Annotated in this window: 24 protein-coding genes and 1 tRNA gene; 11 read left to right on the top strand and 14 right to left on the bottom strand. The window is 69.6% G+C overall.

The window, feature by feature from the left end:
• Positions 1–59 precede the first annotated feature (59 nt).
• The 4 genes from IEZ11_RS13205 to pknB all read left to right on the top strand — a co-directional run bounded on the left by IEZ11_RS13205 (position 60) and on the right by pknB (position 6,736).
• Positions 60–1,625 carry a Stp1/IreP family PP2C-type Ser/Thr phosphatase gene (locus IEZ11_RS13205; RefSeq protein ID WP_189263084.1) on the top strand — a complete coding sequence of 522 codons (1,566 nt, stop codon included), beginning with the start codon at positions 60–62 and terminating at the stop codon, positions 1,623–1,625.
• Between the two features lie 27 nt (positions 1,626–1,652).
• Positions 1,653–3,095, top strand: a complete 1,443-nt coding sequence (locus IEZ11_RS13200) for an FtsW/RodA/SpoVE family cell cycle protein (protein WP_189262877.1) — start codon at positions 1,653–1,655, stop codon at positions 3,093–3,095.
• Entirely contained in the window at positions 3,092–4,576 is a 1,485-nt protein-coding gene (locus tag IEZ11_RS13195; protein WP_189262876.1) for a peptidoglycan D,D-transpeptidase FtsI family protein, read from the top strand. The genes IEZ11_RS13200 and IEZ11_RS13195 overlap by 4 nt, the downstream gene beginning before the upstream one ends.
• Positions 4,577–4,747: 171 nt before the next feature.
• Positions 4,748–6,736: a Stk1 family PASTA domain-containing Ser/Thr kinase gene (gene pknB, locus IEZ11_RS13190; protein WP_189262875.1), complete on the top strand. Its 1,989-nt coding sequence runs from the start codon at positions 4,748–4,750 to the stop codon at positions 6,734–6,736.
• Between the two features lie 64 nt (positions 6,737–6,800).
• Here pknB and IEZ11_RS13185 read toward each other — a convergent pair whose 3' ends face one another.
• The 6 genes from IEZ11_RS13185 to IEZ11_RS13160 are packed head-to-tail and all read right to left on the bottom strand — an operon-like array spanning position 6,801 to position 10,982.
• Positions 6,801–7,553 (bottom strand): class E sortase, encoded by a 753-nt coding sequence (locus IEZ11_RS13185; protein ID WP_189262874.1) that lies wholly within the window; start codon positions 7,551–7,553, stop codon positions 6,801–6,803.
• Positions 7,554–7,572: 19 nt separating this feature from the next.
• Positions 7,573–8,628 carry a class E sortase gene (locus IEZ11_RS13180; RefSeq protein ID WP_189262873.1) on the bottom strand — a complete coding sequence of 352 codons (1,056 nt, stop codon included), beginning with the start codon at positions 8,626–8,628 and terminating at the stop codon, positions 7,573–7,575.
• Complete coding sequence (locus IEZ11_RS13175; protein WP_189262872.1) at positions 8,625–9,263, bottom strand: aminodeoxychorismate/anthranilate synthase component II; 639 nt, start codon at positions 9,261–9,263, stop codon at positions 8,625–8,627. The genes IEZ11_RS13180 and IEZ11_RS13175 overlap by 4 nt, the downstream gene beginning before the upstream one ends.
• Positions 9,260–9,421, bottom strand: coding sequence for a hypothetical protein (locus tag IEZ11_RS13170; RefSeq protein WP_189262871.1), 162 nt, complete (start codon positions 9,419–9,421; stop codon positions 9,260–9,262). The genes IEZ11_RS13175 and IEZ11_RS13170 overlap by 4 nt, the downstream gene beginning before the upstream one ends.
• Positions 9,422–9,473: 52 nt before the next feature.
• Positions 9,474–10,166: a class E sortase gene (locus tag IEZ11_RS13165; protein ID WP_189262870.1), complete on the bottom strand. Its 693-nt coding sequence runs from the start codon at positions 10,164–10,166 to the stop codon at positions 9,474–9,476.
• 27 nt (positions 10,167–10,193) lie between these two features.
• Positions 10,194–10,982, bottom strand: a complete 789-nt coding sequence (locus IEZ11_RS13160) for a DUF881 domain-containing protein (protein WP_189262869.1) — start codon at positions 10,980–10,982, stop codon at positions 10,194–10,196.
• 152 nt (positions 10,983–11,134) lie between these two features.
• On the opposite strand from IEZ11_RS13160, the gene crgA reads away from it, so the two are divergent.
• Complete coding sequence (gene crgA / locus IEZ11_RS13155; protein ID WP_089100431.1) at positions 11,135–11,389, top strand: cell division protein CrgA; 255 nt, start codon at positions 11,135–11,137, stop codon at positions 11,387–11,389.
• 286 nt (positions 11,390–11,675) lie between these two features.
• On the opposite strand, the gene IEZ11_RS13150 is transcribed toward crgA, so the two are convergent.
• Both IEZ11_RS13150 and IEZ11_RS13145 read right to left on the bottom strand, forming a co-directional pair.
• The gene (locus tag IEZ11_RS13150; RefSeq protein WP_189262868.1) at positions 11,676–12,575 is read right to left on the bottom strand and encodes a rhomboid family intramembrane serine protease; all 900 of its coding nucleotides are present in this window, start codon (positions 12,573–12,575) and stop codon (positions 11,676–11,678) included.
• Positions 12,576–12,674: 99 nt separating this feature from the next.
• Positions 12,675–13,208: a peptidylprolyl isomerase gene (locus tag IEZ11_RS13145; protein ID WP_229712991.1), complete on the bottom strand. Its 534-nt coding sequence runs from the start codon at positions 13,206–13,208 to the stop codon at positions 12,675–12,677.
• A gap of 292 nt (positions 13,209–13,500) precedes the next feature.
• Between IEZ11_RS13145 and IEZ11_RS13140 the strand changes: the two genes are divergently transcribed.
• Positions 13,501–14,202: a DUF5324 family protein gene (locus IEZ11_RS13140; RefSeq protein WP_189262867.1), complete on the top strand. Its 702-nt coding sequence runs from the start codon at positions 13,501–13,503 to the stop codon at positions 14,200–14,202.
• Positions 14,203–14,318: 116 nt separating this feature from the next.
• On the opposite strand, the gene IEZ11_RS13135 is transcribed toward IEZ11_RS13140, so the two are convergent.
• Positions 14,319–14,391, bottom strand: a tRNA-Ala gene (locus IEZ11_RS13135).
• 185 nt (positions 14,392–14,576) lie between these two features.
• On the opposite strand from IEZ11_RS13135, the gene IEZ11_RS13130 reads away from it, so the two are divergent.
• Both IEZ11_RS13130 and IEZ11_RS13125 read left to right on the top strand, forming a co-directional pair.
• Positions 14,577–15,125, top strand: coding sequence for a helix-turn-helix domain-containing protein (locus IEZ11_RS13130; protein ID WP_189262866.1), 549 nt, complete (start codon positions 14,577–14,579; stop codon positions 15,123–15,125).
• 162 nt (positions 15,126–15,287) lie between these two features.
• The gene (locus tag IEZ11_RS13125) at positions 15,288–16,874 is read left to right on the top strand and encodes a serine/threonine-protein kinase (RefSeq protein ID WP_189262865.1); all 1,587 of its coding nucleotides are present in this window, start codon (positions 15,288–15,290) and stop codon (positions 16,872–16,874) included.
• Here IEZ11_RS13125 and IEZ11_RS13120 read toward each other — a convergent pair.
• The gene (locus tag IEZ11_RS13120; RefSeq protein ID WP_229712990.1) at positions 16,838–18,148 is read right to left on the bottom strand and encodes a hypothetical protein; all 1,311 of its coding nucleotides are present in this window, start codon (positions 18,146–18,148) and stop codon (positions 16,838–16,840) included. The genes IEZ11_RS13125 and IEZ11_RS13120 overlap by 37 nt on opposite strands.
• 291 nt (positions 18,149–18,439) lie before the next feature.
• A complete protein-coding gene (locus IEZ11_RS50750) occupies positions 18,440–18,568 on the bottom strand; it encodes a DLW-39 family protein (protein ID WP_003999697.1) in 129 nt (42 codons plus the stop codon).
• A 350-nt stretch (positions 18,569–18,918) separates the two neighbouring features.
• On the opposite strand from IEZ11_RS50750, the gene IEZ11_RS13110 reads away from it, so the two are divergent.
• The 3 genes from IEZ11_RS13110 to IEZ11_RS13100 all read left to right on the top strand — a co-directional run bounded on the left by IEZ11_RS13110 (position 18,919) and on the right by IEZ11_RS13100 (position 21,100).
• Entirely contained in the window at positions 18,919–19,260 is a 342-nt protein-coding gene (locus IEZ11_RS13110; RefSeq protein WP_189262864.1) for a DUF6344 domain-containing protein, read from the top strand.
• 242 nt (positions 19,261–19,502) lie between these two features.
• Positions 19,503–20,291 (top strand): GntR family transcriptional regulator, encoded by a 789-nt coding sequence (locus tag IEZ11_RS13105; RefSeq protein ID WP_189262863.1) that lies wholly within the window; start codon positions 19,503–19,505, stop codon positions 20,289–20,291.
• Positions 20,288–21,100: a glycosyltransferase gene (locus IEZ11_RS13100; RefSeq protein ID WP_373294900.1), complete on the top strand. Its 813-nt coding sequence runs from the start codon at positions 20,288–20,290 to the stop codon at positions 21,098–21,100. The genes IEZ11_RS13105 and IEZ11_RS13100 overlap by 4 nt, the downstream gene beginning before the upstream one ends.
• Positions 21,101–21,225: 125 nt before the next feature.
• Here IEZ11_RS13100 and IEZ11_RS13095 read toward each other — a convergent pair whose 3' ends face one another.
• The 3 genes from IEZ11_RS13095 to IEZ11_RS13085 are packed head-to-tail and all read right to left on the bottom strand — an operon-like array spanning position 21,226 to position 23,651.
• Complete coding sequence (locus IEZ11_RS13095) at positions 21,226–22,191, bottom strand: FkbM family methyltransferase (protein ID WP_189262862.1); 966 nt, start codon at positions 22,189–22,191, stop codon at positions 21,226–21,228.
• Positions 22,192–22,194: 3 nt separating this feature from the next.
• Positions 22,195–22,401 (bottom strand): ferredoxin, encoded by a 207-nt coding sequence (locus tag IEZ11_RS13090; protein WP_189262861.1) that lies wholly within the window; start codon positions 22,399–22,401, stop codon positions 22,195–22,197.
• Between the two features lie 38 nt (positions 22,402–22,439).
• Positions 22,440–23,651 carry an amidohydrolase family protein gene (locus IEZ11_RS13085; RefSeq protein ID WP_189262860.1) on the bottom strand — a complete coding sequence of 404 codons (1,212 nt, stop codon included), beginning with the start codon at positions 23,649–23,651 and terminating at the stop codon, positions 22,440–22,442.
• Positions 23,652–23,836 lie beyond the last annotated feature (185 nt).

Below are 23,836 nucleotides of genomic sequence, written 5' to 3'. Positions count from 1 at the left end.
GCGGCGGACCGGACGCCGGTCCTTCGCGCGCTCCCGACCGGAGGGTGGGCACCGTGCGGATGTACCCGGAGCCGACGGGCGAGGTGCGCATGAGTCTGTCACTGCGCTTCGCCGCCGGATCGCACAAAGGCATGATCCGGGAGGGCAACGAGGACTCCGGTTACGCCGGTCCCCGCCTGCTCGCCATCGCCGACGGCATGGGCGGCCAGGCCGCCGGCGAGGTCGCCTCCTCCGAGGTGATCTCCACCCTGGTCACGCTCGACGACGACGTGCCCGGCTCCGACATCCTCACCTCCCTCGGCCTCGCCGTGCAGCGCGCCAACGACCAGCTGCGCGCCATGGTGGAGGAGGACCCGCAGCTGGAGGGCATGGGGACCACCCTCACCGCCCTGCTGTGGACCGGGCAGCGGCTCGGCCTCGTGCACGTCGGCGACTCCCGCGCGTACCTCCTGCGCGACGGGGTGCTCACGCAGATCACCCAGGACCACACCTGGGTGCAGCGGCTCGTCGACGAGGGCCGGATCACCGAGGAAGAGGCCACCACCCACCCGCAGCGCTCGCTGCTCATGCGCGCGCTCGGCAGCGGCGACCACGTCGAGCCCGACCTGTCGATCCGCGAGGTGCGCGCCGGGGACCGGTACCTCATCTGCTCCGACGGGCTCTCCGGGGTCGTCTCCCACCAGACCCTGGAGGAGACCCTCGCCAGCTACCAGGGACCGCAGGAGACCGTGCAGGAGCTGATCCAGCTCGCACTGCGCGGCGGCGGCCCCGACAACATCACGGTCATCATCGCGGACGTCCTCGACCTGGACACCGGCGACACCCTCGCCGGGCAGCTCTCCGACACCCCGGTCGTGGTCGGCGCCGTCGCCGAGAATCAGCAGCACCTGCACGACAACGGCTTCATGCAGACCCCGGCGGGCCGCGCCGCCAGCCTCGGCCGCCAGGGTCCCCGGCACGGTGGCGGCGGCGAGTTCGGCCCGCCCGGCTCCGGCGACACCACCGGCTACGCCCCGGACGGCGGCTTCGGCGACTACACCGACGACGACTTCGTGAAGCCCCGCAGGGGGCGCAGGTGGCTGAAGAGATCCTTCTTCGGCGTCCTCGCCCTCGCCGTGATCGGCGGCGGGCTGTACGGCGGCTACCGCTGGACGCAGACCCAGTACTACGTCGGCGCCAACGGCGAGCACGTCGCGCTCTACCAGGGCATCAGCCAGGACCTGGCCTGGGTGTCGCTGTCGAAGGTGGAGACGGACCACCCCGAGATCGAACTCAAGTACCTGCCGCCCTACCAGCAGAAGCAGGTCAAGGCCACGATCGCCGAGGGCGGTCTCACCGACGCCCGGTCGAAGGTCCAGGAGCTGGCCGTACAGGCCTCCGCCTGCAAGAAGGAGTCGGAGCGCACCGCCGCCGAGTCCAGCACCAGCTCCAAGACCGGTCAGGGCGAGGCCGGAGGCACCACGGGAACCACCAAGACCTCTCTCACGTCCAAGGCCTCGCCAAGCCCTACGAACTCGGCGTCTCCTTCGGCGTCATCGTCCCCGTCCCCCTCAGCGACCCCCAGCCCCGGCCCCACCCTCTCGGAGGATGAGCAGAAGGTCGTCTCGCTGTGCGGTAAGCAATAGGCAAGCCGTGAGAGGCCCTGTCACACGATGAGCAGTACTACCAACACGTCGACGAACCACACGTCCACGATCGGCTCCATCGGCACACCGAGCCGGCGCAACACCGAGCTCGCGCTCCTGGTGTTCGCCGTCGCCATCCCGGTGTTCGCCTACGCCAACGTGGGCCTGGCCATCAACGACAAGGTCCCGGCCGGACTGCTGAGCTACGGCCTGGGCCTCGGCCTGCTGGCCGGCGTCGCCCACCTCGCCGTCCGCAGGTTCGCCCCGTACGCGGACCCGCTGCTGCTGCCGCTGGCCACCCTGCTCAACGGGCTCGGGCTCGTCGTCATCTGGCGACTCGACCAGTCCAAGCTGCTGCAGTCGCTGCCCACCTACTTCACCGCCGCGCCCCGCCAGCTGCTGTACACCGCGCTCGGCATCGCGATGTTCGTCGTCGTGCTGATCTTCCTCAAGGACCACCGTGTCCTGCAGCGCTACACGTACATCTCGATGTTCGGCGCCCTGGTGCTGCTCATGCTGCCGCTGGTGCCCGGCCTCGGCGCCAACATCTACGGCGCCAAGATCTGGATCAGCGTCCCGGGCCTCGGCTCCGTGCAGCCCGGCGAGTTCGCGAAGATCGCCCTCGCCGTCTTCTTCGCCGGCTACCTGATGGTCAAGCGCGACGCCTTGGCGCTCGCCAGCCGCCGCTTCCTGGGCCTGTACCTGCCCCGCGGCCGCGACCTCGGCCCGATCCTGGTCGTCTGGCTGATGTCGATCCTCATCCTGGTCTTCGAGACCGACCTCGGTACCTCGCTGCTGTTCTTCGGAATGTTCGTCATCATGCTGTACGTGGCCACCGAGCGGACCAGCTGGATCGTCTTCGGTCTGCTGATGTCCGCGGGCGGCGCCGTCGGTGTGGCGAGCTTCGAACCACACGTCCAGCAGCGAGTCCAGGCCTGGCTCAACCCGTTGAAGGAGTACAAGCTCAGCCAGGCGGGCGTGGCCGGCCACTCCGAGCAGTCCATGCAGGCACTGTGGGCCTTCGGCTCCGGCGGCACCCTCGGCACCGGCCTCGGCCAGGGCCACTCCGACCTCATCCGGTTCGCCGCCAACTCGGACTTCATCCTCGCCACCTTCGGCGAGGAGATGGGCCTGGCCGGCATCATGGCGATCCTGCTGATCTACGGTCTGATCGTGGAGCGCGGTGTGCGCACCGCCCTCGCGGCCCGCGACCCCTTCGGCAAGCTCCTCGCCGTCGGCCTCTCCGGTGCCTTCGCCCTTCAGGTCTTCGTGGTGGCCGGCGGTGTCATGGGGCTCATCCCGCTGACCGGTATGACCATGCCGTTCCTGGCCTACGGTGGTTCCTCCGTGCTCGCCAACTGGGCTCTCATCGGCATCCTGATCCGCATCAGCGACACCGCCCGCCGCCCGGCCCCGGCCCCCGCCGGCAACCCCGACGCCGAGATGACCCAGGTGGTCCGACCCTCATGAACAAGCCCCTGCGCCGGATCGCGATCTTCTGCGGCCTCCTGGTCCTCACCCTGCTGCTGCGCGACAACTGGCTCCAGTACGTCAAGGCCGACAGCCTCCGCGAGGACACTCTGAACCGCCGGGTCACGATCGCCCGCTACTCCACCCCGCGCGGCGACATCATCGTCGACGGCGACCCGGTCACCGGCTCCACGGCATCCGGCTCGGCCGGCCTGAACGACCTGAAGTACAAGCGCACCTACAAGAACGGCGCCATGTGGGCGCCGGTCACCGGGTACGCCTCCCAGGCCTTCGGCGCCAACCAGCTGGAGAGCCTCGAGGACGGCATCCTCACCGGCAACGACGACCGGCTCTTCTTCCGCAACACCCTCGACATGATCACGGGCAAGCAGAAGTCGGGCGGCAACGTCGTCACCACGCTGAACTCGGCCGCGCAGAGCGCCGCGTACAACGGGCTGAAGAAGCAGGGCGGCAAGGGCGCGGTCGTCGCCCTGGACCCCTCCACGGGCAAGATCCTGGCCCTCGCCTCCTACCCGTCGTACGACCCCTCGGTCTTCGCGGGCAACTCGAACGACGACGCCGCCGCCTGGAAGAAGCTCCAGAAGAAATACGACCCGAACGACCCGATGCTGAACCGGGCGCTGCGCGAGACCTACCCGCCGGGCTCCACCTTCAAGGTCGTCACCGCCTCGGCGGCGCTGGAGAACGGGCTGTACAAGTCGGCCGACGAGGCCACGAACTCGCCGCTGCCGTACGTCATGCCGGGCACCACGACCGAGCTGAAGAACGAGGGCAACATCCCCTGCAAGAACGCGACCATGCGCGTCGCCCTGCGGGTGTCCTGCAACACCGTCTTCGGCAAGATCGGCGCCGACCTCGGCAACGACAAGATGCTCGCCGAGGCGAAGAAGTTCGGCTTCGACTCCGAGCAGTTCACCCCGGTCCGCTCCAGCGCCTCGGTCTTCTCCGACAACATGAACCAGTCGCAGACCGCGCTGTCCTCGATCGGCCAGTACAACACCGCCGCGACCCCGCTCCAGATGGCCATGGTCGCCTCCGCGGTCGCCAACGACGGCAAGCTGATGAAGCCGTACATGATCGACAAGCTCCAGTCGTCGAACCTCGACACGATCTCCCAGACCGAGCCCGAGGAGATGAGCCAGCCGCTGTCCTCCGCCAACGCCCAGATCCTCCAGTCCATGATGGAGACGGTCGTCAAGGACGGCACCGGCAAGAACGCCCAGATCAACGGCGTCACCGTGGGCGGCAAGACCGGTACGGCCCAGCACGGTGTGGAGAACAGCGAGAACCCGTACGCCTGGTTCATCTCGTACGCCAAGCTCCCCGACGGCAGCAAGCCCGTCGCCGTCGCCGTGGTGATCGAGGACGACCAGGCCAACCGTGACGACATCTCCGGCGGCGGCCTCGCGGCCCCGATCGCGAAGAGCGTGATGGAGGCGGTCATCAACTCCAAGAAGTGAGCCCGCTCACGTCCCCTTCACATCGGTGCACGTTGACATACCGGTCCTGTATCGGGTTACGGGCTTGGCCAGGTCACACAAACACAGCCGGGTACGGTAGGCCCGGACGGCAGCCTCCGACCGCACACCCCCGTGCCGGCCGGGACCGACGGAGAGGGCTGGTAGGTAGCTATGGAAGAGCCGCGTCGCCTCGGCGGCCGGTACGAGCTGGGCCACGTGCTCGGCCGTGGTGGCATGGCGGAGGTATACCTCGCGCATGACACCCGGCTCGGCCGCGCAGTGGCGGTGAAGACGCTGCGTGTCGATCTCGCGCGTGATCCGTCCTTCCAGGCCCGGTTCCGCCGGGAGGCCCAGTCTGCCGCCTCGCTCAACCACCCCGCGATCGTCGCGGTCTACGACACGGGCGAGGACTACATCGACGGGGTCTCGATCCCGTACATCGTCATGGAGTACGTGGAAGGCTCGACACTGCGCGAGCTGCTCCACTCCGGTCGCAAGCTCCTGCCCGAGCGCGCGATGGAGATGACCATCGGCATCCTCCAGGGCCTGGAGTACGCCCACCGCAGCGGCATCGTGCACCGGGACATCAAGCCGGCGAACGTCATGCTGACGCGCAACGGCCAGGTCAAGGTCATGGACTTCGGCATCGCCCGCGCCATGGGCGACTCCGGCATGACCATGACGCAGACGGCGGCCGTCATCGGCACCGCCCAGTACCTCTCGCCGGAGCAGGCGAAGGGCGAGCAGGTCGACGCCCGCTCGGACCTCTACTCGACGGGCTGCCTGCTCTACGAGCTGCTGACGGTACGGCCGCCGTTCGTGGGCGACAGCCCGGTCGCGGTCGCCTACCAGCACGTCCGCGAGGAGCCGCAGCCCCCGTCGGTCTTCGACCCCGAGATCACCCCCGAGATGGACGCCATCGTCCTGAAGGCGCTGGTCAAGGACCCGAACTACCGATACCAGTCGGCCGACGAGATGCGCGCCGACATCGAGGCCTGCCTGGACGGCCAGCCGGTCGCGGCCACCGCGGCGATGGGCTCCGTCGGCTACGGCGGCTACCCGGACGACATGCCGACCACGGCCCTGCGCTCCGACGCCGGCGCCACCACCATGCTCCCCCCGATGAACCCGGACGACGGCGGCTACGGCTACGACGAACGCCCGGACCGCCGCCGCCAGCAGAAGAAGCGGAACACGTCCACGATCCTGCTCGTGATCGCGGGCATCCTGGTGCTGGTGGGCTCGGTCCTGATCGGGAAGTGGGTGGTCAGCGGGGGCGGGGACAAGTCCTTCGCCGCCCCGAACTTCGTCGGCTCCACCTACGCGGACGCGCAGAAGATGGCGGTGAACTCCGGCCTCAAGCTGGGGACACCCACCAAGAAGGCCTGCGAGGCCCAGCCCAAGGGCAGTGTCTGCTCCCAGGACCCGAAGCCGAACACGGACGTCAAAAAGGGCGACACGATCAACCTGGTGGTCTCCACGGGGGCGCCGAAGGTGGTCGTGCCGAGCGTCGTCGGCAAGAACATCGACGACGCCAAGACCACGCTTGAGGGCGACAAGTACAAGTTCGTCGTCAAGACGAAGCAGCAGACTTCCGGTGAGGACCCGGGCACCGTCCTGGACCAGGACCCGGCCCTCGGCGCGGAGGTCCAGAAGGGCTCCACCATCACCCTCACGGTCGCCAAGGCCGAGGAGAAGTCCACGGTCCCCGACGTCAGCGGCAAGAGCTGCGACGAGGCCAAGGCGCAGATGACGGCCAACAACCTGACCGGCAACTGCACCGAGGTGGAGACCGACGACTCCAGCCTGGTCGGCAAGGTCGTCTCGACCGACCCGCAGGCCGGTTCCCAGGTCAGCAAGGGCTCCACGGTGACCATCCAGATCGGCAAGGCCAAGCAGCAGACGGCCGTGCCGAGCGTGCTGGGCCAGACCGTGAGCCAGGCCAAGCAGACCCTGCAGGCGGCCGGCTTCACGAACATCCAGTTCAACGGCGACTCCAGCGACAACGCCCTGGTCACCAACCAGGACCCGCAGGCGAACACCGGCGTGGACGACCCGGGCAACACGCAGATCACCCTCACCACGGTGAGCGTGGGCAACAGCAACAACAACGGCGGGAACAACGGCGGCACCAACTTCTTCGGTGGCACCGACGGCTGATTCCCCTGTGACGACGGATGGGCCCCTGCCGGGATCACCGGCAGGGGCCCATCCGTTTCGGCGCTCAGTCGCGCAGTTCCTTCGGCAGGGTCCGCCTGCTGTCGACCTTCTGTACGCGGACCAGTTCGCCCCAGACCACGTAGCGGTAACGGCTCGTGTACACCGGGGTGCAGGTCGTCAGGGTGACGTAGTGGCCCGGCTTGTTCCTGCCGGACTCCTTGGGGATCTGGGAGAGGACCTTGACGTTGTACTTCGAGGTCTCCGGGAGGATGTCGTAGACCTTGTAGACGTACCAGTCGTCACGGGTCTCGAAGACGACCGGGTCGCCGACCTTCACCTTGTCGATGTTGTGGAACTTCGCGCCGTGGCCGTCGCGGTGGGCGGCGACCGCGAAGTTGCCGGTCTTTCCGGTGGTGGGGAGCGTCGCCTTGACCGGGTCCGTGTAGTAGCCGGCCACTCCGTTGTTCAGGACGTCCGTCGAGGTGCCCTTCTCGACCAGGACCTCGCCGTTCTTCATCGACGGCACGTGCAGGAAGCCGATGCCGTTCTTCGTGTCCAGGGCGCCCGGACCGGTGTCCGGCTGGGCCCAGGTGTCCCGGACCTTGTCGCCCTCCCGGTCCGCCTTGCGGTCCGCTATGACGTTCGTCCACCACAGGGAGTAGACGACGAACAGGCCGAGTACCAGGCCCGCCGTGATGAGAAGTTCCCCGAAGACACTGACCGCCGTCGCGATCCGGCCCATCGGCCGCCGCCCCGGCACGGGCGCCGAACCCGGCGCGTCGGTCTGCTCTTCGGTGTCGTCGGCGGTCGCTGCCACTGTTCCTCTGCCTCTGCCCTTACTCGACGAGCGCGTCCGGCTTGCCCTTGCTGCGCGGGCGTTCCTCGACCATCTTGCCCCACACGATCAACCGGTACTTGCTGGTGAACTCCGGTGTGCAGGTGGTGAGTGTGATGTACCGGCCCGGCTTGGTGAAACCCGAACCCTTCGGGATCGGATCCAGCACGCTCACGTTGCTCGGCGCCGTCACCGGCAGCATCGAGGTCACCTTGTACACGAAGTACTCGTCCTGCGTCTCGACCACCACCGAGTCGCCGGCCACCAGCTTGTTGATGTACCGGAACGGCTCGCCGTGCGTGTTGCGGTGCGCGGCCAGACCGAAGTTGCCGGTCTTGTCCTGCGGCATCGCGGTCTTCAGCGCGCCCTCGCCGTAGTGCCCGACCATGCCCTTGTCGAGGACCTTCTTGTTGCTGACGCCCTCGGCGATCGGCGCCACCACGTCCAGCTTGGGGATGTGCAGGATGGCGAAGCCCTGGCCCGGCGCGAAGACACCGGGCGCGCGCTTGCCGCTCGCCCAGTCCTGCTGGAGGCTGCTGGCCTCCTGGCCGGCCTGCGCGTGGGCGCGGACGTTCGTCCACCAGAGCTGGTAGGTGACGAACAGCAGCATCAGCACGCCGGTGGTGATGAACACCTCGCCTATGGCCCGGCTCGCCATGACGGCCGGGCTGGGCTTGCGCAGCCGCTCCCGCCGCCGGGCCTCGACCCGGGAGAGCGGCCGGCCCTGCGCGGCGCTCTGCTGCCGCGCCGTCCCGTCCGACTCCTGCGCCGTCTCCTGAGATGCCGACTCCGCCGGGCCGCCGTGCCGCCCGCCACGCCGCTTGGCGGCCTTTCTGCGGGCCGCTCGGCCGCCTGATGAGGTTCCGGTGCCGAATGGGGCTGCTGTGCCCGCAGAGGCCGATATGGGCGGCGGATCGGGGATCCGCAGCGCGACGGTCTCCTCGTCGATCGGCGGGAGCGGCTGGAGGTACGCCGTCTCCCCGAGCGCACCCGACGCCCCGTACGGCTGTTCCCCGTACGAGGCACCGGTCTCGCGCTCGGGGCGCAGCGCGGTCACGCCGTGGCCCTGCCCACCACCGGGGCGAGCCCCACCGACCTCGCCACGGCCCCCTGGTCACCGCACTCCACCAGCCAGTTCGCCAGCATCCGGTGCCCGTGCTCGGTCAGCACCGACTCGGGGTGGAACTGCACGCCCTCGACCAGCAGTTCACGGTGCCTGAGGCCCATGATGATCCCGTCGTGGGTGCGGGCGGTCACCTCCAGCTCGGCCGGGACCGTCGCCGGCTCGGCGGCGAGCGAGTGGTAGCGGGTCGCGGTGAAGGGCGTCGGCAGGCCCGCGAAGACCCCCTTGCCCTCGTGCTCCACCAGCGAGGTCTTGCCGTGCAGCAGCTCCGGCGCCCGGTCCACCACACCGCCGTACGCCACCTGCATCGACTGCATGCCGAGGCAGACGCCGAAGACCGGGACACCGGTCGCGGCGCAGTGCCGGACCATGTCCACACAGACGCCGGCCTCTTCCGGCGTACCCGGGCCCGGCGACAGCAGCACGCCGTCGAAGCCGTCCTGGGCATGCGCCGTCGACACCTCGTCGTTGCGCAGCACCTCGCACTCGGCACCCAGCTGGTACAGGTACTGGACCAGGTTGAAGACGAAGCTGTCGTAGTTGTCGACGACGAGAATCCGCGCGCTCACTGGTTGTCCACCGTCACATCGTTGAAGGGCAGCAGTGGTTCGGCCCAGGGGAAGACGTACTGGAAGAGGATGTAGACCACGGCCAGGACGAGCACGAGCGAGATCAGCGCCCTCACCCATGCGTTCCCCGGCAGATGCCGCCAGATCCAGCCGTACATGCCGTCCCTTCCGTTCCACCACGGCACCAGAATCCCGCCGTACTGCACCAGACTAACGGCGCAGCGCCTTTGGTCTGCCTGCCTCCACAGGCTGTGTGGAGTCCAAGTGGGCCCAGACGATCAGCCGATGGCTGTGCCCCCATTCCGGATCGCACGTGGTCAGCGTGAGATAGCGCCCCGGACGCGTGTACCCCGACTTACGTGGCACAGGGTCGATCACTTCAACGTCCGTCGGAACTGTTTTGTATGGGCCTTTGTCGATCCGATACGTGAACCAGGTGGTCCCGTCCGTCAGCACGATCGCGTCGCCCTTGCGCAGCTTCGGGAAGTCGAGGAACGGGTCGCCGTAGGTGCGCCGGTGGCCGGCGACCGCGAAGTTGCCCACCTGGCCCAGCCCGGCGGTCCGGGCGTAGTGGGCGAGGCCCTTCTTCAGCACATCGGTGCCGGTGCCCTCCAGGACCGGCTTGTTCCACGTGAAACCGAGCCGGGGGATGTACATGATCGCGAAGGGCTTGCCGTAGTGGTACGCGGCGGGCTTGGCGGGTGCGGCGGCGGCCGCGGACGCCCCGGCCGTCGGATGCACCGTGGCACCGGCCGACCACTGCCGCTGTAACTGGTCGATCTGGTCGTGCATCACGCTGTCGGCCTTCACTCCGGTCCAGAACAGCACGTACACGACGAAGAGCACGATGAGCGTGCCGACGGTGATGCAGAGCTCGCTGACGGTTCTGACGATCACGCGCACCGGCGGCTCCAGAAAGTGACGAGCTGCTTACCCCACGGGCTTCGCGTAGTGCAGATCCACTGTGCCCGAGTAGCCCGGAAGAGTCACCGTGCCGTCCTCGGTGACTTTCCACCCGAGGCCGTACACGTTGACGTACACCATGTAGTTCTGGATCGCCTCGGAGTCCGCGAGCGCCTTCTGCATCTTCGCCGGATCCCCGACCGCCTGGATCTTGTACGGCGGTGAGTAGACCCGGCCCTGGAGGATCAGGGTGTTGCCGACGCAGCGCACGGCGCTGGTGGAGATCAGCCGCTGGTCCATGACCTTGATGCCGGTGGCGCCGCCCTGCCAGAGGGCGTTCACCACGGCCTGGAGGTCCTGCTGGTGGATGACCAGGTAGTCGGGCTGCGGCTCGGGGTAGCCGGGAAGCTTGGCGGTGGCGTTCGGCGGCGCGTCGTTGAGCGTGACGGTGATCGCCCTGCCGGTGAGCTTCTGGGTGCCCGCGTCCTTCTCCAGGCCGCTGAGCTGGTCGTCCTGGGCCTTGGTGGAGCCGTCGTCGCGCTTGGCGAGCTTCTCGTTCTGGTCGCGGCTGCTCGCGTTGGACTCGTCCAGCTCCTTGTTCTTGCGGCTGTGCTCCTGGATCAGGTCGGAGAGCTTCAGCAGGTTGTCGTCCGAGCGGATGTCGGTGCCCTTGGCCGTGTTGAAGCTGGTGAAGAAGAGCAGACCGGCGAGGGCGAAGACGCCCACGGTGAGAATCCGCACCGGACGGAACCCGTTCTTACGGGTTGGCCCGGCACCCGTTGATCCGGTCCCCTGGGAGTCGGCAGAATTGCTCAACGTACCCTTATCTCCTTCGGCGCCGCGGAAGCACTACGCTAACGGACGCCCGGGGGAGCGCTCAGTGTGCCCTTACTGTCCCCTTGTACGCTGCCCCGAGCCCGACCCAGTTACCTGCGCGGCCACGCAGCGCATCGACAGGAGAGACCCTCGTGCCGAAGTCACGTATCCGCAAGAAGGCCGACTACACGCCGCCCCCGGCGAAGCAGGCGACCGCCATCAAGCTGAACAGTCGCGGCTGGGTCGCGCCGGTGATGCTGGCCATGTTCCTCATCGGGCTGGCCTGGATCGTCGTCTTCTATGTGACCGACGGTTCGCTGCCGATCGACAGCCTCGACAACTGGAACATCGTCGTGGGCTTCGGCTTCATCGCGGCCGGATTCGGCGTCTCCACACAGTGGAAGTAACCCGGCCGACAGCTCTGCCCAGGGCTGTTCGCTGAGTTATCCACAGGCCTGACCTGCTGTCCACACCCTCCTGGGGAAAAGACGACGATCTGTGGATAACCCGTTGGGTGTTGACGCCGGTACGACTAGCACAACACCTGCCACAAAACCACTCGCCCCCTCCCTGACCTGCGGATAAGCAGGTGAGTCGGAGGGGGCGCAGGTGTGCGGGCACGTTGTGCACAAGATCGGCCACCGACTGTGGACAACGGTTCGGTATCAGTGCGGTGAGCCGCCGTGATCGGGCTCAGGTGAGCTGGGCGGTGCGGACGACCGTGATTACCACGGCCAGGACCAGCACCAGCGCACACGTGCCGTACTGGACCAGGTTCCGCCGCTCGCGGGGGGCGTGCACCATCGCGTAGCCGGTGACGACACCGGCGACCAGACCGCCGATGTGGGCCTGCCAGGCGATGCCGCCGCTGAAGGTGAAGATGAGGTTGATCACCAGCAGGGCGATGATCGGCCGCATGTCGTAGTTGAGCCGGCGGATGAGCACCGCGGTCGCACCGAAGAGCCCGAAGATCGCGCCGGAGGCGCCCAGCGAGGGCTGGTTCTGGGCGGCGAGCAGATAGGTGAGGGCGCTGCCGGCCAGCCCGGAGACGAAGTAGAGCGTCAGGTAGCGGGCACGGCCGAGGGCGGCTTCCAGGGGGCCGCCGATCCACCACAGGCTCAGCATGTTGAACACGATGTGCATGTAGTTCGAGGGATCGTGCAGGAACATCGCGGTCAGCATGCGGTAGTACTGGCCCTGCGCCACTCCCTCAAGAGGGCTGAACTGGGAGTACTGCGCTTGGCCGATCATCTCGAAGTGGTTGGTGAAGCTGTTCCCGACCGACAGTTGGGCCAGGAAGACCGCGATGTTGACGCCGATCAGGATCTTGGTGAGCAGCCGCGGGTCGGCGGTGACCGTGCCGCCGGCGAGGGTGCGGGGCCGGGAGGCGGCCAGGGGCGGGCCGCTCTGGCCCGGCGTGGTGCCGCGGACACACTCGGGGCACTGGAAGCCCACGGAGGCGCTGACCATGCACTCGGGGCAGATCGGACGCTCGCAGCGGGTGCAGCGCACGCCGGTCTCCCGGTCCGGGTGCCGGTAGCACTTGGGCAGGCTGTGGGCGTCGCGCGCGTTGCCTGTCGCCTGGTCCTCCATGGGGTCCCCTCGCTCGTCCTGGGCAGTGTTCCGCCCCGCCCATCCTTACGGACGAGCGGGGCGTTTGGTTCCCTTCGGGTGCTTCCCTTTCGAACCCGTTCAGTCGGCGCGCCTGGCGACCACGACGGTCTCGATGACGACGTTGTTCACCGGTCGCTTGTTGGGGCCGCTGACGGGGACCGCGGCGATGCTGTCCACGACCTTCTGGCCGGCCGGATCGACGACCTCGCCGAAGATGGTGTGCTTCCGGTTGAGGTGGGGAGCGGGGTTGACCGTGATGAAGAACTGGGAGCCGTTGGTACGGGGGCCGGCGTTGGCCATGGCGAGCAGGTAGGGGCGGTCGAAGCGCAGGTCGGGGTGGAACTCGTCCTCGAACTTGTAGCCCGGACCACCGATGCCGGTGCCGACCGGGTCACCGCCCTGGATCATGAAACCGCTGATCACCCGGTGGAAGACCGTGCCGTCGTAGAGCGGGTCCGTGGAGACCGTGCCGGTGTCCGGGTGGGTCCACTCACGCTCACCCTGCGCCAGTTCGACGAAGTTGCTGACCGTCTTGGGCGCGTGGTTCGGGAAGAGCCGGACCTCGATGTCGCCGAGGCTGGTCTTCAGGGTGGCGTAGAGGTGCTCGGCCACGGTCCGCCTTCCGTTTGTGCTCGGATTCAGTACCCCCGATCCTCGCACGGTACGGCAGGTCCGACGCCCGCCCGGAGTTTCCGGACCCGGATCCTCACCAATCACTTGCGGAACCCCTTCTGCGATGCGGGGGCGCGCGACGGCGATCCGTGGCATTGTCGTCGACAAGCCCCTCTTAGCTCTGGTTGCACCCGTATGCCCGTCCTCGCGCGCCGCCCGGCCCGCGAACAGGCATGATCCGTAAAAGGGTGGAAAGTCGAAATACCGTACGCCACCGAGGAGGAGGAAACCCGTGACCCGCAAAGACAGCGTGCGCGCCGCGACCAGTTCGGCGAAGGACAGCGTGCGGCACGCCGCGGAAGCGGTGGCGCCCTACGCCGACACGGCCAAGGAGCGTGCCGCGTACTACGCGCAGGAGGCACGCGTACGGCTCGCGCCCGTGGTGTCGCAGGCCGCCGAGCAGGCCCGCGTCCAGTACGACGCCCGACTCGTGCCGCGCCTGGAGCTGGCCCGCACCCATGTACCACCGAAGGTGGACCAGGCCGCGCACGACGCCGCCGACCTGACGCGCAAGGCGGCCCGGCAGGCCGCCGACTACTCGCGTCCGAGGATCGAGCAGGCGGTGGCGGCGGCCGGTCCGGTCCGCGAGGAGGCCACCGCGCGGGGTGCCGCCGCGCTGGCCGCGCTGCGCGGCAATGTCTCGGCCGAGGACATCGAGAGGCTGGCTCGCCGGAACCAGCGGCGTTCGACGTGCGGCCGTGCGTTCAAGGCGTTCGCCGTGGTCGGCGTACTGGCCGGTGCGGCCTTCGCCGCCTGGAAGTGGTGGGACAAGCAGGCCAACCCCGACTGGCTGGTCGAGCCGCCGGCCGCCACCGAGGTCTCGGATACGGCCCGGCTCAGCTCGGTGGACGGCAGCTCCTCCCTCGACCCCGAGGTCCAGGCCAAGGAGGCGGAGGAGCACGGATCCCGTTCCCGGGACGACAAGAACCGCTGAGCCCGGCGGGTCCTACGCCGTTTCACGTGAAACCGCGCGTCTGACCTCAAGCACTGACCGCAAGAGCGAAAAAAGAACCCCTCTGACCACGTTTACACAGGTCAGAGGGGTTTTTGTGGAGCCTAGGGGAGTCGAACCCCTGACATCCGCCATGCAAAGACGGCGCTCTACCAACTGAGCTAAGGCCCCGTACGGGAAGCGACCGGCCAAGCGATAGATCCGCAGGGTCGGTGCCGCACACCAGAGTACCGGGTCACCCCCCGTACCTCGCAAAAAGATTGGGGGTCCCCGCAGATGACCACTCTCCGTAAGATGCTCGACGGGGTTCGCTGTAGCGAACCGTGGTTTTTTTGGGGAAGCGATGGGGAGACGCAATGGACGCCGCACAGCAGGAAGCCACCGCCAGAGCGCGGGAGCTGCAGCGGAACTGGTACGGAGAGCCGTTGGGGGCGCTCTTCCGTAAGCTCATCGACGACCTGGGGCTCAACCAGGCACGTCTCGCGGCGGTTCTCGGACTGTCCGCGCCCATGCTGTCGCAGCTGATGAGCGGCCAGCGGGCGAAGATCGGAAACCCGGCCGTGGTCCAGCGGGTACAGCTGCTCCAGGACCTGGCGGCACAGGTCGCGGACGGCAGCGTCAGCGCGGCCGAGGCGACCGAGCGCATGGACGAGATCAAGAAGTCCCAGGGGGGCTCGGTGCTCAGCAACACCACACAGACGACGAGCGGTTCGGGGGCGCCGACGGTCAAGCGGGTGGTGCGCGAGATCCAGTCGCTGCTGCGCTCGGTCGCGGCCGCCGGTGACATCATCGACGCGGCCGACACGCTCGCTCCGAGCCACCCTGAGCTGGCGGAGTTCCTCCGGGTCTACGGTGCCGGCCGCACCTCGGACGCGGTCACGCACTACCAGTCGCACCAGAGCTGAGCCACCGCCCGGCACACCGGAGGGGGTCCGGTGAACCGGGCGGGGCCTGGTCCTGGCAGCAGGGGACACGCGAGAGGGGTCGTATCGCTCATCAGGGGGAAGCAAGGGGGGTAACAGGCAGGGGGTGGGCAGGGGGACAGAGGGGGAGGGCTACGGGCAGTCATGGGTGAGGTCTTCGCGGGCCGGTACGAACTGGCCGACCCGATCGGTCATGGCGGAGTGGGCGCCGTCTGGCGCGCCTGGGACCACCGGCGCAAGCGCTATGTGGCGGCCAAGGTGCTCCAGCAGAGCGACGCCCACGCGCTCCTGCGCTTCGTGCGGGAACAGGCCCTGCGCATCGACCATCCCCATGTCCTGGCTCCGGCCAGCTGGGCCGCCGACGACGACAAGGTCCTGTTCACGATGGACCTGGTCGCCGGCGGCTCGCTGGTGCACCTGGTCGGGGACTACGGCCCGCTGCCCCCCGCGTTCGTCTGCACCCTCCTCGACCAACTGCTCGCCGGGCTCGCCGCGGTGCACGCCGAGGACGTGGTCCACCGGGACGTCAAGCCCGCGAACATCCTGCTGGAGGCGACCGGCACCGGCCGTCCACGGCTGCGTCTGTCCGACTTCGGCATCGCCATGCGGCTGGGCGAGGCCCGGCTCACCGAGACCAACCTCGTTGTCGGTACGCCGGGTTACATCGCTCCCGAGCAACTCCTCGGCGCCGAGCCCGACTTCACGGCCGACCTGTTCGCCGTCGGCCTGGTCGCCCTGTATCTCCTGGAGGGCGCAAAACCCGACGCCAAGGCGCTCGTCCAGCACTTCGCCGAGCACGGCACCCCGGGAGCGCCCAAGGGCATCCCGGATCCGCTCTGGCAGGTCGTCGCCAGCCTTCTCCAGCCCGATCCCCGGGCCCGTTTCCACACGGCCACCGGGGCCCGCAGAGCCCTGGCCGAGGCCAGGGAACTCCTCCCGGAGACGGACGCCGACGACGAGTTGATCGAGATCTTCGATCAACTTGGCCCGCTGCCCGCGGGGTTCGGGCCGGAAGGCCCGGTACGGAAGGTGCCCGGGACGGAAACGGCCGGTACGGCCGGTACGGCCGCGACGACCGCGACGGGAACGGGAGCGGGAGCGGGAGCGGGGGCAGGAGCAGAGGCGCGGGAAGGCGGTACGGCGACGCCGAGTACCGCGGCAGGGACGGGGGCGGCGGCAGAGGCGGGCGCGAGCGCGGATACGGGTCCTGAGGCGGCAACCGGGGCGGGGAGCATCGACGGGTTCCCTGTCGGCAGCACCGGCAGCACCGGCAGCACCGGTGGTGCCGGTGCTGCCGGTGCTGCCGGTGGTGCCGGAACCCCCTCGGCTCCCGCCGCCATGTCCGACACCGGCAGCTTCCGGCTCCCCCCGCCCCAGGGGCCGGTCACCCCGGTCCCCGCCGCGGTGCGGCCCGAGCCGACACCGCCGTACCCGCCGTACCCGTCGCACGCCGAGCAGCAGGTGCCGCGGCGGGCCGCCGCGCAGGTCCCCCAGCCCCACACCCCGTGGCCGCCCGCCCAGCCACTCCCCCCGGCCCAGCCGGACACCGGTACCACCGCCACCTACACCGCGCGTGACCCGCAGACACCGCCGTCGCCGTCGGTCCGCACCCACGGGCGGCGTCGGCGACGGGCGCGGCGGCCCGGTCCTCCCGCCAGGGCGGCCGTGCCCATCCTTCTCCTCGCGCTGGCCTGTTACGCCGTCGGCTTCTGGGCGTTGGCCCGGATCTGAGCGCGCCGGGCGGTCAGGGTCCACACGCCCAGGACGAGCAGCAGGGCCGTGCCCGTACCGATGCCGCCGACCGCGAGGGCCCGCATCGCCGTGCCGTCGCCGCCGACCGCGGCACCGAGGCTCCCCCGGTCCGCGGACACGTCGAAGACACCCTTGGGGACCGGCGAACCTGCGTACGTGGGGCCGGAGTTCGGGGTGCCGTCGACGCGGACCCGGAGTGTGACGCCGTACGGTCCTGGCCCGAAGGTGTCCGCGGTCTGCCCGGTGAGGTGGACGACGAGGTAGTAGGCGCCGGCGAAGCGGACGGAGTTCTCCGCGCCGGGCACGGCGTACCGGTTGGCGTACGTCACCGGTGGCAGGACGGTGAGGGAGGACGACTTCTGGGTGCCGTCGTAGCCGAGGGAGACGTCGTCGACGTAGCCGCGGACCGGGTTGTAGAGCGAGAGGTTGAGGGCGGCGCCGACATAGCCATGGGCGTCACCGCTGGTGCTGCCGAGGTCGACGGTGGCGTGGAGCCGCTGGCCCCAGTCGACCGGGACGGCGTAGTAGAGGGTCTGGCCGGGCGTGATGTCGGTCTGCCAGACGCCCTGGTCCAGGGTGCGGGCCGTGCTGAAACCGGCGCCCGCGGTACGGCGGCGGGCGGTTCCGGTGAGCGGCTCGGGTGACGCGGAGTCCCAGGCCCCGGGGGCGTTGGTGGCGTCGGCCCCGGCCCCGGCCAGGGCCGGTTCGGTGACCGGGGCGATCTCCAGGTCCCAGCTGCCCGGGGAGGTGGTCTGCGAGCCGGACACGACACGCTCGACGACCACGTAGTAGGTGCCGGCGTCCTGGCACAGCGCCTTGCCCGCGTCCCGGTGTCCCAGCGCCGTGACCGGCAGGGGGCTGAGCCCGGCGCCGAAGCGGGCGCTGCTGTAGTCGCAGGCGGTGCCGTTGTCGTCCTCGACCGAGACCTCGATGCCGTCGCTGGCGGAGACCGTGGCGTCGGAGGGGGGAACGGCCGTGACGGGGACGTAGGCCGTGGTGTCGGCGGCGAGTTCGAGGCGGAAGTAGATCTTGCCTTTCTCCGGCAGGGTGCTGCGGTAGGTCGTGCCGGGCTCCAGCGGTACGGCGTCCGTGGTGCCCTTCGCTCCGGTGACCGTGCGGGCGCCGGCGGCGAAGGCGTATCCGCTGCCACCGTCCGCGGCGGCCGCGGAACCCGCGGAACCCGCGGAACCCGCGGAGAGCGCGGAAGCCGTGGAGGCCGGCAGCAGCGCCGTCAGTGCGAGCGCGGCCGTCACGCCGATGCCCCGTCGTGCCGCCGTGCACCACCGCCGTATCACGCGCGCCCCCAGCCGTCGTTCCCCCGCCGTCGTCCACCAGCCGTCGTTCGCCGGGCACCCGGAGTCCGGGACCGGCCGGCCCCCATACTGCCCCGCGCGCCCCCGCGCCACCCGGCGATCCGCACGACCGTCCGAAACGCCCGCATCGCACCGGCACCACGGCCCCGCGCGCGGAAACGCAAAACCGCGGAAACGCAAAACCCCGACCGCTCGGGCGGCCGGGGTCTCAGTGTCGTCTGTGGTCGGTACTCACGAACCCGTGGGCACGGAGTCAGTCGCCTCCGTCCACAGATCCTGCTCGGCGCGATCCGCCTGGATCTGGCGGTACACGAGGAGCCCGCCGATGGCGGCCAGTGCGACCAGGAGAAGCTTCTTCACCGCGCGACCTCGTCTCTTCCTTGACGTAGGGGACCTCTGGCGCCCGACTATACACACCGACCGATATCGATCGGTGACCTGGCATCCGACCCCAACTCCGGTCCGCCACAAGGCGTTGCACTGGGTCGGACCGCTCCGATCGGAGGGTGATCACACCCCCACGGACGGTTACTTTGCTCCCTCTCGGCTCCCTTCATGGACCTTTCTTGCGATTTTTCCCGCCCCATGCACCCGTCCGAGTGGTGTTCATCAGAACATCGACGCGCCGCGGGTTGACGTCCCCCACTTCGCGACCCCCATACACATCATGAGGAAAGTACGCAAATCGCCCAACCCGAAAGTGAGGGGCCATGGCCCGGAACGCCAAGGTCATGAAGCTGTGGACCGCCATCGTCACCGCCTTCCTCGCGCTGTGCACGGCGCTCGGATTCGTCTCCGCCGCCACCGCCGCCGCGGTACCGCAGACCGAGACCCCGCGCAACAGCACCGGCGACGACCACAGCACGGACCGGGTGACGATTCCGGCACAGAGCCACTGGCTCTGGTCCCACGCCAGGTCCCTGCCACCCACGATGAAGCAGCGGATCCGGGCCGAGGCCCACGGCAAGACCCCCAGCTGCCGGCAGCACCCCCTGGACACCACCGAGTCGGAGACCCCGGCCGAGCCCCCGGCGGCACCGCTCGACTGCTGACCCCACCGGTACAGACGGCTCGGACGCAACGGCGCAAGGGCGACTTGCGTACGTACCAGCGCCTACTGCGACACAGACCCGCGACCGGGAACCGGCCGCGGGCCTCCGCACATCCATGACCGGCACATCCATGACCCGGCGCATCCATGCCCGGCGCATCCATGACTCGGCGCATCCATGACTCGGCGGCCTCTCGGCCCCTCGACTCATCAACTCCTCTTAAGGAGTCGTAGGCTGATCATGTGCCCAAGGCCTACGAGGAGATCGCCGACGACCTCCGCCGCGCCATCCGGAGCGGCGAGCTCAAGCCCGGCGCCCGGCTGCCCTCCGAGGCGGAGCTGGCCCGGTACCACGGCCGGAGCGTCCCCACCGTCCAGAACGCGCTGCGCCTGCTGAGCGCCGAGGGTCTGATCGACAAGCGGCACGGCAGCGGCACCTTCGTGCGCCGCCCGCGCACCCGCGCGACCCGCGACAACGAACGGCACCAGTGGGAGAAGGACCGTGCCCGGATGCCGGAGGCCACCCGGGCCCAGACCGGCGCGACCGAGCGTGAGACCGGTCTGGTCATCGACGACCTGGTCTTCTTCGCCCGCTACCGCGAGCTGACCGCGCCCAGCGACCTCGCCGACGCGTTCGGGGTGCCGGAGGGCACCGTGCTGCTCGAGCGCACCTACCGGACCCGGCACACCGCCGAGCGCGCCCCCTTCAGTCTGGTGACGTCCTACCTGGTCCGCGGCCTGATCGCGGCCAACCCGGAACTCCTGGACGAGACCAACGAACCCTGGCCGGGCGGCACCCAGAACCAGCTCCACACCGTCGGCATCGAGGTCGACCGCGTCCAGGAGCGCTTCACCGCCCGCCCGCCGACGCCCGAGGAGGCCCGGGAGCTGGACCTGCCGGCCGGCACCTCGGTGATCCTGCTGCGCAAGACGTCGTACGACATCCACGACCGCATCGTGGACATCACCACCGTCACGCTCCCCGGTGACCGCACCGAGCTGCTCTTCACCACACGCCTGGAAAGGTGGTGAGCGCTGCCGTGATCCGGCGCATCACCGTCGTCACCGCGGTCCACGCGCCGTCGGCCCGCTTCCTGCCCGAGGCCTATAGGTCGCTGTGCGAACAGCGGCTGCCGGACGGCTGGGAGTGGCGGTGGCTGATCCAGGAGGACGGAGACGGCGGAGACGGCGGGGGCGACGGGGGCGTAGCTGGCGGCGAGGGCGCGGCCGGCGGCGAGGTCCGCGCCTGGGTACCGGAGGACGCGCGGGTGTCGTTCCGGCGGGGCCGCGCCGGTGGTCCCGGGGTCGCGCGCACCCTCGCGCTGGCCCGCGCGGAGGGCCCGTACGTCAAGGTCCTCGACGCCGACGACCAGCTCACGCCGGGTGCGCTGGCCCGTGACCTGGCCGCGCTGGAGGGCCGCCCGGACCTTGGCTGGGCCACCTCACGGGCCCTGGACCTGCTGCCGGACGGCTCCACGGCGGGTTTCCCGGGCGACCCGGCGGAGGGCCCGGTCGAGCGCGGGACGGTGCTCGGCCACTGGGCGGCGAACGGCTTCCGCGCCCAGGTCCACCCGGCCACCCTCTTCGTCCGCCGCGAGCTGCTGCTCGCCCTGGGCGGCTGGATGGCGCTGCCCGCCTCCGAGGACACCGGGCTGCTGCTGGCCCTCGACGCCGTGAGCCGGGGCTGGTTCTCGGCGCGGGCCGGGCTGCTCTACCGCAAGTGGGAGGGCCAGGTCACCGGGCGCCCGGCACACACCGACCCGGTGGAACGGGAGGCCCGGATGGCGGTCGTCGCGGCCCGGGCACGCGCACTGGCAGAGCTCGGCTGGCGGTACGGCTGACCTGCCCGGCGAAGCCCGGCACCCACCCGGCGACGCCGGGCCCCACGCGGCAGGGCCCGGCACTTGTCCGGGGGCCCCGCCACCAACCCGGCAGGGCCCGGCATCCACCCGGCGGCCCCCGCTACCTACCCGGCAGGGCCCAGCGTCGCCGCGTCCAGTCGTGAGAACACCAGGTCGCTCTCCTCGGTCACCGGGCGGTCCCAGCGGACCGGCACCACCGGCTCGCCGTACAGGGCACGGGGGTAGCTGTCGGCCGCGTAGCTGTTGGCGAGCCGGTAGACGTGGTAGCCGGCGTCGGTCATGGTGCGCAGCAGGTCGTCCGCGGAGTCGCCCAGCTGGGCCATCCGGTCGGGGGTGACCTCGACGGTGATCTCGGCGTCCGGGCGCAGCTTCTCCAGCAGGGGGGCGAGCCCGCGCACCACGGCGCCCTCGGCACCCTCCACGTCGATCTTGATGACGCGCGCGGTCTCGATCTCCTCCGGCCGGAGCAGTTCGGGCAGCGGCACGGCCTCGATGTCGAAGCTCGACTCGGCCGGGCCGTCCCACGGAACGATGCTGTTGGCGCCCATGTTGCGGGAGCTGGCGAGCACGAAGGTCAGGGTGCGGTGGGCGTCCGAGACGGCGGCGTTGACCGCGCGGATGTTCCGGCAGCCGTTGAGATCGCTCTGCTGTTCGAGGCGACGGTGGAAGGCGGGGGAGGCCTCGACGGCCACGACCCGGCCCCGCTCCCCGACGAGCCGGGAGGCGAGGACGCTGAAGACGCCGATGTTGGCGCCGACGTCGACGAAGCAGTCCCCCGGCGCCAGCCGGCCGCACAGCCAGCGGGTCATGTGCGGTTCCCACACCCCGAAGAGGTAGAGGTAGCGCTGGATGAGGTCCTGGGTGTCGACCGCGAACCGGGCGCCGGAGAGCGTCTCGACGACACGCCGCCGGGGGTGGTCGCGCAGGTAGGCGTTGAGCGCGCGGGCCACGAAGGTCTTGCCCCAGGGGCCCGGGAAGTCGCGGACGTAGCGGCGGCCGAGGGTGGCCAGGAGTTCGGTCAGTTCGGTGAGTTCGATGAGTTCTCTGGGTTCGGTGCGGGCGGTGCTCATCCGCTAGTCGGTGACCCTTCGGCCGTCGATCCGGATCGCCTGCGACGGGCAGCGCTCGGCGATGTCCCGGACCAGTTCGTCGTCGTCCCCGGACGCCTCCCGTCCGGGCAGGACGAAACCGTACCCGTCCTCGAAGCCGAACACAGCGGGTGCCCGGAAGGCACACTCACCCGACCCGTAACAGACATCGGCATCGACGGAGACCTCCATGGAAGGTCCCCTGCCCACCGGGCGGCCCGCTGAACCGGCTACTTGAAGGGCAGCTCCAGCATCCGGATCGCGTTGCCGCGCAGCAGCTTGTAGGCGATCTCCGGGGCCAGGCCGCCCACGTGCTCCTGGGCCACCCGCTTGGTCTCCGGCCAGGTCGAGTCGACGTGCGGGTAGTCCGTCTCGAACGTCGCGTTGTCCACTCCGATGGTCTCGATCGCCTCGATGCCGTGCCGGTCGCGGAAGAAGCAGCAGAAGATCTGCCGGTAGTAGTACGTCGAGGGCGGCTCCGGGATCAGGTCCTTCACCCCGCCCCAGGCGCGGTGCTCCTCCCAGACGTCGTCGGCGCGCTCCAGGGCGTACGGGATCCAGCCCATCTGGCCCTCGCTGTACGCGAGTTTCAGCCGGGGGAACTTCACCAGGACCCCGGAGAAGAGGAAGTCCATCATCGAGGCCATGGCGTTGTTGAAGCTGAGCGAGGCCTGGACGGCGGGCGGGGCGTCCGGGGAGGCGGCCGGCATCTGCGAACTGCTGCCGATGTGCATGTTGACGACCGTCCCGGTCTCCTCGCAGGCCGCGAAGAACGGGTCCCAGTAGCCGGAGTGGATGGACGGCAGGCCCAGGTAGGTGGGGATCTCGCTGAAGGTGACCGCCCGGACGCCCCGCTCGGCGTTGCGCCGGATCTCGGCGACGGCCAGGTCGATGTCCCAGAGCGGGATCAGGCACAGCGGGATCAGCCGGCCGCCGCTGTCCCCGCACCACTCCTCGACCATCCAGTCGTTGTAGGCGCGGACGCAGGCCAGCGCGACCTCCTTGTCCTCGGCCTCGGCGAAGGTCTGCCCGCAGAAGCGCGGGAAGGTGGGGAAGCAGAGGGAGGCCTCGACATGGTTCATGTCCATGTCCTCCAGGCGGGCCTTGGGGTCCCAGCAGCCGCGCCGCATCTGTTCCCGGGTGATGCCGTCGAGGGTCATCTCGTCCCGGGAGAAGCCGACGGCCGCGATGATGCGCTTGTACGGGAAGAGCAGGCCCTCGTACTCCCACCAGTCGGTGGTCTGGCCCTCGGGGTCGGTGGTGAAGCGGTACTTGCCGCCGACGTAGGCGAGTTCACCGATGCCGGCCGTGAAGGGCTTGGGCCCCTTGTCGCGGTACTTGGCCGGCAGCCACCGCTCGAAGAGGTGCGCGGGCTCGATCACGTGGTCGTCCACGCTGATCACCCTCGGCAGATCCTGGGTACCGGTCGCGTTCTCTGCCATGCCTACCCCCTGCTGCCTGCGGAGTTCCGAATTTATCTGACGGTCCATCAGATAAGCCGTCGGCATTCAGGCTAGGCCCAGGAGCCTGCACCAGCAAGGCCCACCGCACCGCGCACACCACCCGCACCACCCGCCCCTCCCTCGATGCGCGACCCCGCCCCACCTCCCCGCACGCGCCCCCACCG

The organism is Streptomyces fuscichromogenes (genome assembly GCF_014645815.1).
In the GTDB taxonomy this organism is placed as follows: domain Bacteria; phylum Actinomycetota; class Actinomycetes; order Streptomycetales; family Streptomycetaceae; genus Streptomyces; species Streptomyces fuscichromogenes.
This window is presented reverse-complemented; position numbering and strand designations above follow the sequence as displayed.